At 42.3% G+C, this 15,867-nt stretch carries 26 protein-coding genes and 1 pseudogene; all 27 read right to left on the minus strand.

Features of this window, described 5'->3' with window-relative positions:
• Positions 1-4: 4 nt before the first annotated feature.
• Positions 5-751: a type I methionyl aminopeptidase gene (gene map, locus N780_RS18650; RefSeq protein ID WP_036787725.1), complete on the minus strand. Its 747-nt coding sequence runs from the start codon at positions 749-751 to the stop codon at positions 5-7.
• Complete coding sequence (locus N780_RS18655) at positions 748-1,401, minus strand: adenylate kinase (protein WP_036787728.1); 654 nt, start codon at positions 1,399-1,401, stop codon at positions 748-750. The genes map and N780_RS18655 overlap by 4 nt, the downstream gene beginning before the upstream one ends.
• A 44-nt stretch (positions 1,402-1,445) precedes the next feature.
• Positions 1,446-2,738, minus strand: a complete 1,293-nt coding sequence (gene secY, locus N780_RS18660) for a preprotein translocase subunit SecY (protein WP_036787732.1) — start codon at positions 2,736-2,738, stop codon at positions 1,446-1,448.
• A complete protein-coding gene (gene rplO / locus N780_RS18665) occupies positions 2,738-3,178 on the minus strand; it encodes a 50S ribosomal protein L15 (protein ID WP_036787735.1) in 441 nt (146 codons plus the stop codon). Before rplO ends, secY begins: the two co-directional genes overlap by 1 nt.
• 32 nt (positions 3,179-3,210) lie before the next feature.
• Complete coding sequence (gene rpmD, locus N780_RS18670; protein WP_036787738.1) at positions 3,211-3,393, minus strand: 50S ribosomal protein L30; 183 nt, start codon at positions 3,391-3,393, stop codon at positions 3,211-3,213.
• A 13-nt stretch (positions 3,394-3,406) separates the two neighbouring features.
• Positions 3,407-3,913, minus strand: a complete 507-nt coding sequence (gene rpsE / locus N780_RS18675) for a 30S ribosomal protein S5 (protein ID WP_036787740.1) — start codon at positions 3,911-3,913, stop codon at positions 3,407-3,409.
• Between the two features lie 20 nt (positions 3,914-3,933).
• Positions 3,934-4,296, minus strand: a complete 363-nt coding sequence (rplR, locus tag N780_RS18680; RefSeq protein WP_036787742.1) for a 50S ribosomal protein L18 — start codon at positions 4,294-4,296, stop codon at positions 3,934-3,936.
• 32 nt (positions 4,297-4,328) lie between these two features.
• Positions 4,329-4,865, minus strand: a complete 537-nt coding sequence (gene rplF / locus N780_RS18685; protein ID WP_036787745.1) for a 50S ribosomal protein L6 — start codon at positions 4,863-4,865, stop codon at positions 4,329-4,331.
• Positions 4,866-4,895: 30 nt separating this feature from the next.
• Complete coding sequence (gene rpsH, locus N780_RS18690) at positions 4,896-5,294, minus strand: 30S ribosomal protein S8 (protein ID WP_036787748.1); 399 nt, start codon at positions 5,292-5,294, stop codon at positions 4,896-4,898.
• A 29-nt stretch (positions 5,295-5,323) separates the two neighbouring features.
• Positions 5,324-5,509 (minus strand): 30S ribosomal protein S14, encoded by a 186-nt coding sequence (gene rpsN / locus N780_RS18695; protein WP_036787751.1) that lies wholly within the window; start codon positions 5,507-5,509, stop codon positions 5,324-5,326.
• Positions 5,510-5,540: 31 nt separating this feature from the next.
• Positions 5,541-6,080 (minus strand): 50S ribosomal protein L5, encoded by a 540-nt coding sequence (gene rplE, locus N780_RS18700; RefSeq protein ID WP_036787754.1) that lies wholly within the window; start codon positions 6,078-6,080, stop codon positions 5,541-5,543.
• 25 nt (positions 6,081-6,105) lie between these two features.
• Positions 6,106-6,417: a 50S ribosomal protein L24 gene (gene rplX / locus N780_RS18705; protein ID WP_036787756.1), complete on the minus strand. Its 312-nt coding sequence runs from the start codon at positions 6,415-6,417 to the stop codon at positions 6,106-6,108.
• Between the two features lie 38 nt (positions 6,418-6,455).
• Complete coding sequence (gene rplN / locus N780_RS18710) at positions 6,456-6,824, minus strand: 50S ribosomal protein L14 (RefSeq protein WP_036787758.1); 369 nt, start codon at positions 6,822-6,824, stop codon at positions 6,456-6,458.
• 43 nt (positions 6,825-6,867) lie between these two features.
• Positions 6,868-7,131 (minus strand): 30S ribosomal protein S17, encoded by a 264-nt coding sequence (gene rpsQ, locus N780_RS18715; RefSeq protein ID WP_036787760.1) that lies wholly within the window; start codon positions 7,129-7,131, stop codon positions 6,868-6,870.
• A gap of 29 nt (positions 7,132-7,160) precedes the next feature.
• A complete protein-coding gene (rpmC, locus tag N780_RS18720) occupies positions 7,161-7,358 on the minus strand; it encodes a 50S ribosomal protein L29 (RefSeq protein WP_036787762.1) in 198 nt (65 codons plus the stop codon).
• The gene (rplP, locus tag N780_RS18725; protein WP_036787764.1) at positions 7,348-7,782 is read right to left on the minus strand and encodes a 50S ribosomal protein L16; all 435 of its coding nucleotides are present in this window, start codon (positions 7,780-7,782) and stop codon (positions 7,348-7,350) included. Before rplP ends, rpmC begins: the two co-directional genes overlap by 11 nt.
• An 18-nt stretch (positions 7,783-7,800) precedes the next feature.
• Positions 7,801-8,439: a 30S ribosomal protein S3 gene (gene rpsC, locus N780_RS18730; RefSeq protein WP_036787766.1), complete on the minus strand. Its 639-nt coding sequence runs from the start codon at positions 8,437-8,439 to the stop codon at positions 7,801-7,803.
• A 3-nt stretch (positions 8,440-8,442) separates the two neighbouring features.
• A complete protein-coding gene (gene rplV / locus N780_RS18735; protein ID WP_036787768.1) occupies positions 8,443-8,784 on the minus strand; it encodes a 50S ribosomal protein L22 in 342 nt (113 codons plus the stop codon).
• 19 nt (positions 8,785-8,803) lie between these two features.
• Positions 8,804-9,082 carry a 30S ribosomal protein S19 gene (gene rpsS, locus N780_RS18740; RefSeq protein ID WP_036787770.1) on the minus strand — a complete coding sequence of 93 codons (279 nt, stop codon included), beginning with the start codon at positions 9,080-9,082 and terminating at the stop codon, positions 8,804-8,806.
• A gap of 57 nt (positions 9,083-9,139) precedes the next feature.
• Positions 9,140-9,970, minus strand: coding sequence for a 50S ribosomal protein L2 (gene rplB / locus N780_RS18745; RefSeq protein ID WP_036787772.1), 831 nt, complete (start codon positions 9,968-9,970; stop codon positions 9,140-9,142).
• A 34-nt stretch (positions 9,971-10,004) separates the two neighbouring features.
• The gene (gene rplW, locus N780_RS18750) at positions 10,005-10,295 is read right to left on the minus strand and encodes a 50S ribosomal protein L23 (protein ID WP_036787774.1); all 291 of its coding nucleotides are present in this window, start codon (positions 10,293-10,295) and stop codon (positions 10,005-10,007) included.
• The gene (gene rplD, locus N780_RS18755; protein ID WP_036787776.1) at positions 10,295-10,915 is read right to left on the minus strand and encodes a 50S ribosomal protein L4; all 621 of its coding nucleotides are present in this window, start codon (positions 10,913-10,915) and stop codon (positions 10,295-10,297) included. Before rplD ends, rplW begins: the two co-directional genes overlap by 1 nt.
• Positions 10,916-10,939: 24 nt before the next feature.
• Positions 10,940-11,569: a 50S ribosomal protein L3 gene (gene rplC / locus N780_RS18760; protein ID WP_036787779.1), complete on the minus strand. Its 630-nt coding sequence runs from the start codon at positions 11,567-11,569 to the stop codon at positions 10,940-10,942.
• Between the two features lie 30 nt (positions 11,570-11,599).
• Complete coding sequence (gene rpsJ, locus N780_RS18765; protein WP_036787781.1) at positions 11,600-11,908, minus strand: 30S ribosomal protein S10; 309 nt, start codon at positions 11,906-11,908, stop codon at positions 11,600-11,602.
• 420 nt (positions 11,909-12,328) lie between these two features.
• Positions 12,329-13,519: an elongation factor Tu gene (tuf, locus tag N780_RS18770; RefSeq protein WP_036787783.1), complete on the minus strand. Its 1,191-nt coding sequence runs from the start codon at positions 13,517-13,519 to the stop codon at positions 12,329-12,331.
• A gap of 133 nt (positions 13,520-13,652) precedes the next feature.
• Positions 13,653-15,731 carry an elongation factor G gene (fusA, locus tag N780_RS18775; RefSeq protein ID WP_036787786.1) on the minus strand — a complete coding sequence of 693 codons (2,079 nt, stop codon included), beginning with the start codon at positions 15,729-15,731 and terminating at the stop codon, positions 13,653-13,655.
• 45 nt (positions 15,732-15,776) lie between these two features.
• Positions 15,777-15,867 (minus strand): annotated as a pseudogene (locus N780_RS18780) (30S ribosomal protein S7); the annotation flags it as partial.

The raw sequence follows: 15,867 nt of genomic DNA on the forward strand, positions 1-15,867 counted from the left end.
TCACTTAGGCTTTAGTTAAAATCTCATAACCTTCATCCGTTATTGCAATAGTATGCTCGAAGTGGGCACACATCTTACCATCTTCCGTAACTACTGTCCAATTATCAGCTAGCGTACGTACATAACGTTCACCAGCGTTAACCATTGGTTCAACGGCTAAAACCATTCCTGGTCTAAGTCGCGGTCCTTTATTCGGAGGACCGTAGTGAGGAATTTGTGGATCTTCATGAAGTTCTTGCCCAACTCCGTGGCCTACATATTCTCTAACAATAGAAAAACCTTTAGGTTCTACGAATGATTGGATAGCATGAGAAATATTTGATAAGCGAACGCCTGGCTTTGCTTCATCCAGGCCTTTAAACAAGGACTCTTCAGTTACATCAAGAAGTTCCTGTGTTGCTTCATCGATTTCCCCTACTGGGTAAGTCCAGGCAGAATCTCCATGATAGCCTTTATATTTAGCACCAATATCTATAGAGATAATATCTCCGTTATTCAATTGGCGATCACTTGGAATTCCATGTACCAGCTCTTCATTGACAGATACACAAATACTGCCACGGAATCCATTATAACCTTTGAAAGAAGGAATTGCATCCATACTGAGGATGAATTCTTCCGCAATCTCATCAAGTTTATTGGTAGTGATACCAGGTTCAATATGCTTTGCTAGTTCCTGGTGCGTGAGTGCGACTATTCTGCCGGCTTCACGCATGATATCTAATTCGCGTGGCGTCTTTGTAATAATCATTTAGATAAGCCTCCGAGCTTTTGGTCGATATCATGGAAAACTTGATCAATTTCTTGATCTCCATTGATCGAAGCTAAATATCCTTTACCTTCATAGAAGTCTAATAGTGGTTTAGTGTTTTCAAGGTTTACTTCAACACGCTTGCGCACGGTTTCTGGTTTGTCGTCATCACGTTGAATGAGTTCGCTACCATCATTGTCGCATTTCCCTTCAACTTTAGGAGGGTTGAATGTGACATGGTACGTAGCGCCACATGTTGGACAAATTCTACGTCCAGTCAAACGCTCGACAAGCTGATCTTGGTCTACATCAATATGAAGAACATAGTCTAATGTAGAGCCTAAATCAGATAGAACTGTTTCAAGCGCTTCTGCTTGTGCGATTGTTCTCGGGAAACCGTCTAAAAGAAAGCCTTCTGTAGCATCTTCTTTACCAAGACGCTCGCGAACTATACCGATGGTTACTTCATCTGGTACTAGTGCACCTTGATCCATATAGGACTTAGCTTCTTTTCCTAGATCAGTTCCTTCCTTGATCGCAGCACGAAACATATCTCCTGTTGAGATATGAGGGATTTGGTATTTTTCAACGATCTTCTCTGCCTGGGTACCTTTACCAGCACCTGGTAGACCCATTAAGATTAAGTTCAAAATGTTCCCCTCGCTCTCATTTGGTGGATTAGCACCTAATCCTTTTATTTAATGAAGCCTTTGTAGTGACGTTTCACTAACTGACTTTCTAATTGTTTCATCGTTTCTAGTGCAACACCAACTACGATGAGTAGACTAGTACCACCAATTTGAACACTTTGTGGTAGTCCAGCAAAGTTCCCTAAAATAATTGGCAATACAGCAATTACAGCTAGGAAAATAGAACCCACAAATGTTAAACGGTAAAGTACACGAGTCAAATAAGTTTCGGTGTTTTTACCAGGACGAATTCCTGGGATATATCCACCTTGCTTCTTCAAGTTTTCCGCCATTTGCTCTGGATTAACCTGAACAAATGTGTAGAAATACGTGAAAGCAATAATTAAAGCTACATATATAATCATTCCAGTCCAGTTTTGATAATCAAATATATACTGGATTGTGGATGCCACTTCACTATCACCGAAGAACCCTGCGACAGTACGCGGTGCAACGATAAATGAGATGGCAAAGATTACTGGGATAACCCCTGCAGCATTTACTTTTATCGGAAGGTGCGTAGAATGACCACCCACTGGAGAACGATTGACTAATCGCTTCGCATATTGGATAGGAATTTTACGCAACGCTTGTTGAATGAATATAACTCCAACGACAATTCCAACTGTAACAAGTGCAATCAATGCAACAATTACGAGATTGAGAAATAGTTGATCACCTGCTCCGGAGATATATTTCTCATAAAGCTGGTTCACTCCACCTGGAATACCAGCAGCAATACCTGCAAAGATTAAGATGGAAATTCCGTTACCTACGCCATGTGCTGTGATTTGTTCACCTAACCACATTAAAAACGTTGTTCCACTTGTTAGTACGAGTGCAATTACAAGGAACTTCATAGCACCCGGATCCATAATTAATTGTCCGCCAGTCATTGCATTAAAGCCGACTGACATACCAATTGCTTGAATAAAAGCAAGAACGACTGTTCCATAGCGGGTAAACTGAGCTAATTTACGACGGCCAACTTCACCTTGTTTCTTCCATTCGGTGAACTTAGGAACAACATCCATTTGCAAGAGCTGCATAATGATGCTGGCCGTAATGTACGGCATGATTCCCATTGCAAAAATGGAGAACTGTTGAAGGGCTCCGCCCCCAAACGTATTTAAGAAGCCAAAAACATTATTTTCATTCATAAAGTTAATGGCGTTCTTATCAGTAAATGGAACAGGTATAAATGTTCCAAGTCGGAATACGACTAACATTAAAAGAGTGAAGATGATCTTTTGTCGTATATCACTCACGCGCATAAAATTGGAGATTGTCCGGAACATTAAATCACCTCAGTTTGACCGCCCGCTGCTTCGATAGCTTCTTTCGCGGAAGCAGAGAACTTATGAGCTTTTACAGTTAGTTTCTTCTCAATGTTACCTTTACCAAGTACCTTGATGCCAGAATTAAGTTTGCTAACCACGCCTGTTTCAAGCAAAAGCTCAGGAGTGACTTCTGTTCCTTCTTCGAAACGATTCAACGCGTCAAGGTTTACAACTGCAAACTCTTTGCGGTGAATGTTTGTGAATCCACGCTTTGGTAGGCGTTGGAATAGAGGCATTTGACCTCCCTCGAAACCTGGGCGTACACCGCCACCGGAACGAGCTTTTTGTCCTTTATGACCACGTCCAGAAGTTTTACCGTTACCAGTAGCCATACCACGGCCTACACGATTACGTGTTTTACGAGTACCTTCTGTTGACTTCAGTTCATGAAGTTTCATTGTAGCACCTCCTCTTTTACGTTATTCGATCGTTATACTTCTTTTACCGTCACTAGGTGAGATACTTTGTTCGCCATACCACGTACAGCTGGAGTATCTTCGTGAACTACGGTTTGGCGAATTTTCTTAAGACCAAGCGCCTTAACAGTAGCACGCTGTGGTTCTGGTCTGCCAATCACACTGCGAGTGAGGGTAATTTCTAATTTTTTAGACATACTATTTCCCTCCTTATCCTAACAGTTCTTCTACAGACTTTCCACGAAGTTTCGCAACGTCTTCCGCACGCTTAAGTTCGCTAAGTCCGCTTAGTGTAGCACGTACCATGTTAATTGGTGTGTTTGAACCTAATGATTTAGATAGGATGTCACCTACACCTGCAAGTTCAAGTACCGCACGTACGGGACCACCTGCGATAACTCCAGTACCTTCTGCAGCAGGTTTCATAAGGATGTTTCCAGCACCGAAACGTCCGATGATTTCGTGTGGAATTGTAGTACCAACTGTTGGTACAGTGATTAGATTTTTCTTCGCATCTTCAATTGCTTTACGAATCGCTTCTGGTACCTCTTGGGCTTTACCAGTACCGAATCCAACATGACCATTTTTGTCTCCTACTACAACCAATGCAGCAAAACGGAAGCGGCGTCCACCTTTAACAACCTTTGCTACACGGTTGACAGTAACAACGCGTTCTTCTAGATCTAATTTATTAGGATCTACTACGTTTGTACTCATTTCTGTCCCTCCTTTTTCTATTAAAATTCTAGTCCTGCTTCGCGAGCAGCGTCAGCTAGAGCTTTTACACGTCCGTGATATAAATAACCTCCGCGGTCGAATACAATAGCAGAAACGCCATTATTCTTCGCACGATCAGCTACCATCTGACCAACTTTTGTTGCAGCTTCAACGTTTCCAGTAGTATCAAGGTTGAACTCGTTATCTACTGTAGAAGCGCTAGCTAGTGTAACACCATTTACATCGTCAATGATTTGAGCGTAAATGTGTTTGTTTGAACGATAAACGTTTAAACGTGGACGTTCCGGAGTACCAGCTACTTTTTTACGCACGCGTGCATGTCTTCTCTTACGCACAGCATTTTTGTCAGCTTTTGTGATCATTCAGGTCACTCCTTTCTGTTCCCTAAAGAGACTTATTTAGCAGTTTTACCTTCTTTACGACGAACATGTTCGCCTTCGTAACGAATACCTTTACCTTTGTAAGGTTCTGGTGGGCGAATTGCGCGGATGTTTGCTGCAACAGCGCCAACTAGTTCTTTATCGATACCTCTAATAGTTAATTTCGCGTTAGATGGTACTTCGATTTCGATACCTTCACGCTGTTCAACCTCAACTGGGTGAGAGTAACCAGCGTTAATGATGATCTTTTCACCTTGCTTTTGCGCACGGTAACCTACACCTTGAATTTCAAGGCTCTTTTCGAAACCTTTAGAAACACCTTCTACCATGTTTCCGATAAGACTACGAGTAGTTCCGTGTAAAGAACGGTGTTCTTTATTATCGCTTGGGCGAGCAACGGTTAAAATATTGTCTTCAATATTGATCGTCATGTCTGGATGGAAAGTACGAGTTAATTCACCTTTAGGACCCTTAACTGTAATTTCGTCCCCATTCATGTTGATTTCAACACCCTCAGGGATTTGTAGTTGTTTTAAACCTACGCGGGACATACTGTGCACCTCCTGTCATTCAATTGTTTATTACCAAACGTAAGCAAGCACTTCGCCGCCAATAGCTTGTTGGCGTGCTTCCTTGTCCGTTAAAACACCATTTGAAGTAGATACGACTGCTACTCCAAGTCCGTTTAATACGCGTGGAAGCTCATCAGCTTTTGCGTACACACGAAGACCAGGTTTACTGATTCGTTTTAATCCAGTGATAACACGTTCGTTGTTAGCACCGTATTTAAGGAAAATACGTAAGATTCCTTGTTTATCATCTTCGACCATTTCGTAATCGCGAACGAAGCCTTCACGTTTAAGAATGTCCGCAACTTCTTTTTTAAGCTTAGAAGCAGGTACTTCAAGCTTTTCGTGACGTACCATGTTCGCATTACGAATGCGAGTTAGCATATCTGCAATTGGATCTGTCATGACCATTTGTGATTACCTCCTTCCCTAATTGGGGATTACCAGCTTGCTTTTTTGACACCAGGAATTTGACCTTTGTATGCAAGTTCACGGAAACAAATACGGCAAAGCTTAAACTTACGTAGTACAGAATGTGGGCGACCACAACGTTCGCAACGTGTGTACTCTTGTACTTTAAACTTTTGTTTACGCTGTTGTTTCGCGATCATTGATTTTTTAGCCACAATTTTCCCTCCTTATTAAAGCTTGAGTAGCTTATTTCTGGAAAGGCATACCGAATTGAGTTAATAATTCGCTCGCTTCTTCGTCATTGTTAGCAGTTGTAACAATAACAATGTCCATTCCGCGTACTTTGCTTACTTTATCGTAATTGATCTCTGGGAAAATTAATTGCTCTTTAACACCTAGAGTGTAGTTACCGCGACCGTCAAACGCTTTGTTAGAGATACCGCGGAAGTCACGTACACGTGGTAAAGAAACAGCGATTAATTTTTGTAGGAATTGATACATACGCTCACCACGAAGGGTTACTTTCGCGCCAATCGGCATTCCTTCACGTAGACGGAAACCAGCAATTGATTTCTTCGCTTTTGTGATTAGTGGTTTTTGACCAGAGATTAATTCTAACTCTTCAACAGCGTTGTCTAACGCTTTTGCGTTTTGTACAGCGTCACCAACACCCATGTTGATGATGATCTTCTCGACCTTTGGTACTTCCATCACAGAGTCATATTCGAATTTATTCATCAAGCTTGATACGATCTCATCTTGATATTGTTGTTTAAGTTGATTCATCACGTAGCCCTCCTTTCATCGCTATTTATTTATCTAAAGCTTCACCTGATTTTTTAGCGATACGAACTTTCTTTCCATCACGCACTTCATAACCGACGCGTGTAGCATTCCCTGATTTAGGGTCAACTGGTAAAACGTTCGACACATGAATCGGTGCTTCTTGGCTAAGGATACCGCCCTGAGGGTTGTCTTGTGATGGCTTCGCATGTTTTTTAACAACATTTACGCCTTCAACAAGGACACGCTCTTTTTTAGGGTAAGCTTCTAGGATCGTTCCCTGCTTGCCTTTATCCTTACCAGTGATCACCATGACTTTGTCACCTTTTTTTACATGCATTGTTGTGGCACCTCCTTACAAGGCAATAGTTCGAGTATTTATAATACTTCTGGAGCAAGTGAAACGATCTTCATGAATTTCTTATCACGAAGTTCACGTGCAACAGGTCCGAAAATACGAGTACCACGTGGGCCTTTGTCGTCACGGATGATTACTGCAGCATTTTCATCGAAACGGATATAAGATCCATCTTTACGGCGAACACCGCTCTTTGTACGTACGATAACCGCGCGTACTACTTCACCTTTTTTGACAACGCCTCCTGGTGTTGCTTGTTTCACTGAACAAACAATAATATCACCAATATTGGCAGTCTTACGGCCAGATCCACCTAGTACTTTGATGGTTTGAACTTCACGTGCACCAGAGTTGTCTGCAACTTTTAAAGAAGTTTCCTGTTGAATCATACCGTTGTTACCTCCCTTCGGGTTTTATCCCCTACGAACAATATTAGATAATAACTGATTCTTCAACGATTTCAACTAAACGGAAACGTTTGCTAGCGGATAGCGGACGAGTTTCCATAATTTTAACGACATCGCCAAGTTTTGCAGCATTTTGCTCGTCGTGAGTTTTGAATTTCTTAGAATATTTAACACGCTTACCATATAGTTGGTGGAACTTATACGTTTCAACTAGTACAGTAATCGTTTTGTCCATTTTATCTGAAACAACACGGCCAGTGTAAACCTTACGATTATTGCGTTCACTCATTTGAGGCTAACCTCCTCTCGGTTTATCGATTATTTAGCGCCTAGCTCTCTTTCGCGAACAACGGTTTTCATACTCGCGATTGACTTACGTACTTGACGGATGCGAGCAGTGTTTTCAAGTTGACCAGTTGCTAGCTGGAAGCGTAGGTTAAATAGCTCTTCTTTAAGAGACGTAACTTTTTGTTCAATTTCGGCAGTGGTTAGTTCTCTGATTTCATTAGCCTTCATTGATCTCACCACCAATTTCTTCACGTTTTACAAACTTCGTTTTGATCGGCAGTTTGTGAGAAGCAAGACGTAATGCTTCGCGTGCTACTTCTTCTGAAACTCCAGCAACTTCAAACATGATCTTGCCTGGTTTCGTAACTGCTACCCAACCTTCAGGTGCACCTTTACCGGAACCCATACGTACTTCTAGGGGCTTCGCTGTGTAAGGCTTATCTGGGAAGATTTTAATCCATACTTTACCGCCACGTTTCATGTAACGAGTCATTGCAATACGAGCTGCCTCGATTTGACGGCTAGTGATACGTGCTGGTTCAACAGCTTGTAGTCCGAATTCACCGAAAGCTACTGTAGTACCGCCTTTCGCGCGGCCTGCTAAACTATCACGGTGTTGCTTACGATATTTTACGCGTTTTGGCATTAACATTATGCTTTTCCCCCTTCCTTAGTTTCGTTTTGATGGAAGGACTTCTCCACGGTAGATCCACACTTTGACACCTAGTTTACCGTATGTTGTGTCAGCTTCTGCAGTACCGTAATCGATGTCTGCGCGAAGTGTGTGTAGTGGTACAGTACCTTCACTGTAAGATTCTGCGCGAGCAATGTCAGCTCCGCCTAGACGACCAGATACCTGAGTACGAATTCCTTTCGCTCCTCCACGCATAGCACGTTGGATAGTTTGTTTCTGAGCGCGACGGAATGATACACGGTTTTCTAGTTGACGTGCAATATTCTCAGCAACTAATGCTGCGTCTAAATCAGCTTTTTTCACTTCAACGATGTTGATGTGAACACGTTTGCCAGATAGATCATTTAGAGATTTACGAAGTGCTTCAACCTCAGAACCACCTTTACCAATTACCATACCTGGCTTCGCAGTGTGGATAGTAACGTTAACGCGGTTCGCAGCACGTTCGATTTCAATAGTAGATACAGAAGCATCTTGTAGACGCTGTTCTACATATTCACGAATCTTAATGTCTTCATGAAGTAAATCTGCATAGTCTTTGCCAGCGTACCATTTTGACTCCCAGTCACGAATGACACCAATACGCAGACCTACTGGATTAACTTTTTGACCCACTGATTATCCCTCCTTCTTTTCTGATACAACGACCGTGATATGACTAGTACGTTTGTTGATCTGACTTGCGCGTCCCATCGCACGTGGACGGAAACGTTTAAGAGTTACGCCTTCGTTAACAAAAGCTTCAGATACTACTAGACTATCCGGGTCCATTTCATAGTTATGCTCCGCATTTGCAATAGCAGAGTTTAGTACTTTTTCAATCTCTGGTGAAGCTCCACGCTCTGTGTGACGCAGAATTGCAATTGCTTCCCCAACCTTTTTTCCTCGAATTAAATCAATAACCAAACGAGCTTTACGAGGAGCAATACGAACGGATTTCGCAACGGCTTTGGCTTGCATCTTGTGTGCCTCCTCTCATTTAGCGTTTTGTTTTCTTATCATCGCCACTGTGGCCTTTGAACGTACGTGTTGGTGCGAACTCACCAAGTTTGTGGCCTACCATGTCTTCTGTAACATATACAGGTACATGTTTGCGTCCATCATAAATTGCGATAGTATGACCCACAAAGTTAGGGAAGATTGTAGAACGACGAGACCAAGTTTTAATAACCTGATGTTGCCCGCTCTCATTCAAACCTTCAACTTTTTTCATTAAATGATCATCAACGAAAGGTCCCTTTTTTAGGCTACGACCCATGCATAAACCTCCCTTCGTGATTGACAGTCGAGTTAACTCACCCGACGTCTATCCCGATTATTTTTTACGACGACGTACGATATATTTATCAGACGACTTGTTGCGTTTGCGTGTTTTCTTTCCAAGTGTAGGTTTGCCCCATGGTGACATTGGAGATGGAAGACCGATTGGTGCACGTCCTTCACCACCACCGTGTGGGTGATCTACTGGGTTCATAACAGAACCACGAACTGTTGGGCGGATACCTTTCCAACGAGAACGACCAGCTTTACCTACGTTGATAAGTTCATGCTCAAGGTTACCTACTTGACCTACTGTAGCGCGGCAAGTACCAAGAACTAAGCGAACCTCACCAGATTTAAGACGAACTAGAGTGTATTTACCTTCACGTCCAAGAATTTGTGCAGATGCACCAGCTGAACGAGCGATTTGTCCACCGCGTCCTGGTTTAAGTTCAATGTTGTGAACTGTTGTACCAACTGGGATATCTTGAAGTGTTAACGCGTTACCTACCTTGATATCTGCTTCAGAACCAGAAATAATTTCAGTTCCTACTTTAAGACCTTTAGGAGCTAGGATATAACGTTTTTCACCATCCACATAGTTGATTAGAGCAATGTTAGCGGAACGGTTAGGGTCGTACTCAACTGTAGCAACGCGTCCTGGTATTCCATCTTTGTCGCGTTTGAAGTCGATCATACGGTATTGACGCTTGTGACCTCCGCCTTGATGACGAACTGTTAACCGACCTTGGTTGTTACGTCCACCTTTTCCGTGTAGTGGAGTTAGCAAGGATTTTTCTGGTTGATCAGTAGTGATCTCAGCGAAATCAGAACCTGACATGCTGCGACGACCGTTTGTAGTTGGTCTAAACTTTTTAATCGCCATCTTTATTTCCCTCCTTTATTTATCAATTTTTAATTTATGCACCTTCGAAGAATTCAAGGTCTTGGCTGTCTGGAGTTAACTTAACGACTGCTTTTTTGCGGTCGGCACGGTAACCTCCATAACGTCCCATACGCTTGAATTTACCATTAAGGTTCATTGTGTTTACTTTTTCAACTTTAACACCAAAGATAACTTCGATAGCTTCTTTGATTTCAGTTTTATTAGCTTTAGGGCTAACTTCAAACGTGTATTTTTTCTCAGCCATTAGATCCGCAGATCTTTCTGTAATTACAGGGCGCTTTATAATATCACGTGGGTTCTTCATTATGCAAGCACCTCCCCTGCTTTTTCAGCTGCTTCTTTAGTTAAGATCAGCTTGTCATGCGTTAACAAGTCAAGAACGTTAACTTGTTCAACAGTTAGTACTTTAACATCTTGGATGTTATTAGCTGATAGTACTACGTTTTCTTCGACGTTAGCAGTAACAATGATTGCTTCTTTAGCGTCTAAACCTTTAAGCATGTTAACAACTTCTTTTGTTTTAGGAGCATCAAAAGAAAGGCTCTCTAGAACGATTAGATCGTTGTCAGCAGCTTTTTGGGAAAGAGCAGATTTTAAAGCTAAACGACGAACTTTTTTAGGTAGTTTGTAGCTGTAGCTACGTGGAGTTGGACCGAATACAGTTCCTCCGCCTACCCATTGTGGTGAACGTATTGAACCTTGACGCGCACGTCCAGTTCCTTTTTGACGCCATGGTTTGCGTCCTCCGCCACTTACTTCAGAGCGATTTTTAACTAAATGAGTACCTTGACGTAATGAAGCACGCTGCATTAATACTGCTTCGTTCATTACATGTGTGTTTGGCTCAATACCGAAAACGGACTCATTCAACTCTAGATCGCCTACTTGAGAACCGCTTTGGTTAAATAGTGCTACTTTAGGCATGACATATCCTCCCTTCGTATTGTATTAGTTAGCCTTATTTGCACTTGTGATTTTCACGTAAGACTTCTTAGCACCAGGTACGTTACCTTTGATAAGAAGAAGGTTACGTTCTTCATCAACTTTAACTACTTCAAGGTTTTGGATTGTGACTTGTTCGCCACCCATTTGACCTGGAAGGTTCATACCCTTGAAAACGTGTCCTGGGTCCATTTGTCCCATAGAACCTGGACGACGGTGGTAACGAGAACCGTGAGTTTCAGGTCCGCGACCTTGATTGTGGCGCTTGATAGCACCTTGGAAACCTTTACCCTTCGAAATACCAGTAACGTTGATTACATCACCAGCTGCAAATACGTTTACAGAAACCTCTTGACCTAAATCGAAGTCTTCAAGGTTTGCATCACGGAATTCACGAACGAAGCGCTTAGGAGCAGCCTCAGCTTTACCAGCATGGCCTTTCTCAGCTTTGTTAGCTAATTTATCTCGTTTGTCCGCAAAACCGATCTGAACAGCTTCATAACCGTCATTTTCAGAAGTCTTCTTCTGTAGTACAACGTTTTGATCAGCTTGAACAACTGTTACTGGTACTAATTCGCCAGTTTCATCAAAAAGCTGTGTCATACCGACTTTACGACCTAAGATTCCTTTCGTCATCCGTCACACCTCCTATTTATTCATATAGTTTTATAATTTAATTTCGATGTCCACACCAGATGGTAAATCTAAACGCATTAGCGAGTCAACCGTTTGTGGTGTTGGATTTACGATATCGATTAGACGTTTGTGTGTACGCATTTCAAATTGCTCACGAGCATCTTTGTATTTGTGTACCGCACGAAGCACTGTGTAGATTGAACGCTCTGTCGGAAGCGGGATTGGACCAGAAACATTAGCTCCTGAACGCTTAGCAGTGTCCACAATCTTTTCAGCGGATTGATCTAGAATACGGTGATCATACGCCTTTAAACGAATACGAATCTTCTCTTTTGCCATTATTTTCCCTCCTTTTTCGCCTATTTTAGTAACAGACATTCTCCACGAAAATTTAGCCTGAAGTACCCGCCATGGCAAAGGGGCCGGGTGTTTCAGCAACCTTTCGCTTCATCGCCTTTTATGACCAACATTACTTATTATAATAAATAATGGGCACAAATGCAATAACAAATTATTTTTTCCGTATGTGATTGCACTTTTATTATTATACAAAGGTATTTCCTTGTTTTCAAGGGGACATACCTTATTTATTAGGTTTCTTTGTAATTTATCTTCCATAACACAAGAGTTTAGCAGTATAAGTCATGTTTGATCGTAAAACACATATATATAGTAGAAACTCGTTTTGACTTAAACTTACAAAAGAAATAAAAAAAGCAGCGAGCTTTTTGAGCTCACTGCTTTATTCATTAAATAAGACTATTCAATGATTGTAGATACAACGCCAGCGCCTACTGTACGGCCACCTTCACGGATAGAGAACTTAGTTCCATCTTCGATAGCGATTTTAGAAATAAGTTCAACTTCCATTTCTACGTTGTCCCCAGGCATAACCATTTCTACGCCTTCAGGAAGTTGGATAACGCCAGTTACGTCCGTAGTACGGAAGTAGAACTGTGGGCGGTAGTTGTTGAAGAATGGAGTGTGACGTCCACCTTCTTCTTTAGAAAGTACATAAACTTCTGCTTTGTACTTATGGTGAGGTGTGATTGTACCAGGCTTAGCTAGTACTTGACCACGGTTGATGTCGTCACGGTTAACACCACGAAGTAGTGCACCGATGTTGTCACCAGCTTCAGCATAGTCAAGAAGCTTACGGAACATTTCAACACCAGTTACTGTAGTCTTGAATGCTTCTTCTGCCATACCGATGATTTCAATTTCATCGCCAACTTTAACAGAACCACGCTCAACACGACCAGTTGCAACTGTACCACGGCCAGTGATTGAGAATACGTCCTCAACTGGCATCATGAATGGCTTGTCGTTGTCACGCTCTGGAGTTGGGATGTACTCGTCAACAGCATCCATTAGTTCGTAGATTGCGTTAACGTATTGCTCTTCGCCTTCAAGAGCTTTAAGAGCAGAACCTTTAACTACTGGTACATCATCACCAGGGAAGTCGTATTCGCCAAGAAGGTCACGTACTTCCATTTCTACTAGTTCAAGTAGCTCTTCGTCGTCTACCATGTCGCACTTGTTAAGGAATACTACGATCGCAGGTACACCAACCTGACGAGAAAGTAGGATGTGCTCACGAGTTTGTGGCATTGGACCGTCAGCTGCAGATACAACTAGGATCGCGCCGTCCATTTGTGCCGCACCAGTGATCATGTTCTTAACGTAGTCAGCGTGACCTGGGCAGTCAACGTGTGCATAGTGACGAGATTCTGTTTCGTACTCAACGTGAGCTGTTGCGATTGTAATACCGCGCTCGCGCTCTTCTGGAGCACCGTCAATTTGGTCGTACGCCATTGCTGTACCAGAACCAGAACGCTGGTGTAAGCAAGTAGTGATTGCTGCAGTTAATGTAGTTTTACCATGGTCAACGTGTCCAATAGTCCCAATGTTAACGTGGGACTTGGAACGGTCAAATTTCTCTTTACCCATTCTAAAACTTCCTCCTTTAAATATAAGAAAATGTTATTGTAAATATATTTGTTGTACAAGAGCTAACTGCCAAATGACAACTAGCTCCTATACGTACAATACAAGTTATACTTGAGATTTACGAAAAAATCAATTACTGACCAGAATTTTTCTTGATAATCTCTTCAGAAATGCTCTTCGGTACTTCTTCATAATGAGAGAAGTGCATCGTGTACGTTCCGCGACCTTGTGTGTTAGAACGAAGACTTGTTGCATAACCGAACATTTCAGATAGAGGTACGAATGCTTTAACAAGTTGAGCAGTACCACGAGTATCCATACCTTCTACACGTCCACGACGGGAAGTTACGTCACCCATGATGTCTCCCATGTATTCTTCTGGGATTACGATCTCAACTTTCATCATTGGTTCAAGAAGAACTGGTTTACATTTATTTTTCGCTTCTTTAAGTGCCATAGAAGCGGCAACTTTATAAGCCATTTCGTTGGAGTCTACATCGTGGTATGATCCATCGAATAGAGTTGCTTTAATGTCGATTAGTGGATAACCGGCAACAACACCGTTTTCCATAGCTTCTTCGACACCTTGTTGTACTGATGCGATGTATTCACGAGGAATTACACCACCAACAATTTTGTTTTGGAATTCAAAGCCAGCGCCTTCTTCGTTTGGCTCGAATGTCATCCATACGTGACCGTATTGTCCACGACCACCAGACTGACGTACGAACTTACCTTCAACGTTTGCAGATCCGCGGAACGTTTCACGGTAAGCAACCTGTGGGTTACCAATGTTCGCTTCTACTTTGAACTCGCGACGAAGACGGTCAACGATGATGTCTAGGTGTAATTCACCCATACCAGAGATGATCGTTTGACCAGTCTCAACGTTTGTTTCCGTCTTGAATGTTGGATCTTCTTCAGCCAACTTACCAAGAGCGATAGACATCTTATCTTGGTCAGCTTTAGACTTCGGTTCGATCGCAACAGAGATTACTGGCTCAGGGAATTCCATGGATTCTAAGATAACAAGGTTCTTTTCATCACATAGAGTGTCACCTGTAGCTGTATCTTTAAGACCAACACCAGCTGCAATATCTCCTGTGTATACTTCAGAGATCTCTTCACGAGAGTTTGCGTGCATTTGTAGGATACGTCCTACGCGCTCACGCTTGTCTTTTGTAGAGTTCTTAACGTATGAACCAGAAGATAATACACCAGAGTATACGCGGAAGAATGTTAACTTACCAACGTATGGGTCTGTCATTACCTTAAAGGCAAGAGCTGAGAATGGCTCTTTATCGTCTGCTTTACGAACTACTTGTTCCTCAGTACGTGGAACGAAACCTTCGATTGGAGGTACGTCCAATGGAGATGGAAGGTAGTCAAGTACAGCATCGATTAATAATTGAACACCTTTGTTCTTAAAGGCAGAACCACATAGAACTGGGTAGAAGTCTACGTTTAAAGTAGCTTGACGGATTGCAGTCATAAGCTCTTCGTTTGTGAACTCTTCACCCTCAAGGTATCTCATCATTAATTCTTCATCAGATTCCGCAACAGCTTCAATTAGCTTGCCACGGTATTCTTCAGCTTGTTCCTTGTATTCCTCAGGGATTTCACGTGCTTCAAGACGTGTACCTAAGTCATCTTCGTAGAAATAAGCTTGCATACCGATTAAATCGATAATTCCTTCAAACTCATCTTCTGCACCAATTGGTAATTGGATTGGATGAGCGTTCGCACCAAGGCGATCCTGAAGTGTACCAGTAGAGTATAGGAAGTCAGCTCCTACTTTGTCCATCTTGTTAATGAAAACAATACGCGGAACACCGTAGGTAGTAGCCTGACGCCATACTGTTTCTGTTTGTGGTTCTACACCAGACTGAGCGTCTAGTACAGCCACAGAACCATCAAGTACACGTAGAGAACGTTCAACTTCTACTGTGAAGTCTACGTGTCCAGGTGTATCAATGATATTGATGCGGTGGTCTTTCCACTGTGCAGTTGTTGCTGCAGAAGTGATTGTGATACCACGGTCTTGTTCCTGCTCCATCCAGTCCATTTGAGACGCACCTTCGTGCGTTTCACCTAGCTTGTGGATACGACCTGTATAGAACAAGATACGTTCTGTAGCAGTGGTTTTACCAGCATCGATGTGAGCCATGATACCGATATTACGTGTCTTTTCCAAGGAGAACTCTCTAGGCATGCGTTCTTCTCCTCCCTATTGGGTGATATAGTTTGACGTTCGTTATTACCAACGGTAGTGAGCAAATGCTTTGTTTGCTTCAGCCATTTTGTGAACATCTTCGCGCTTCTTAACAGAAGCTCCAGTGTTGTTTGCT

The organism is Pontibacillus chungwhensis BH030062 (assembly GCF_000770675.1).
GTDB lineage: Bacteria > Bacillota > Bacilli > Bacillales > BH030062 > Pontibacillus > Pontibacillus chungwhensis.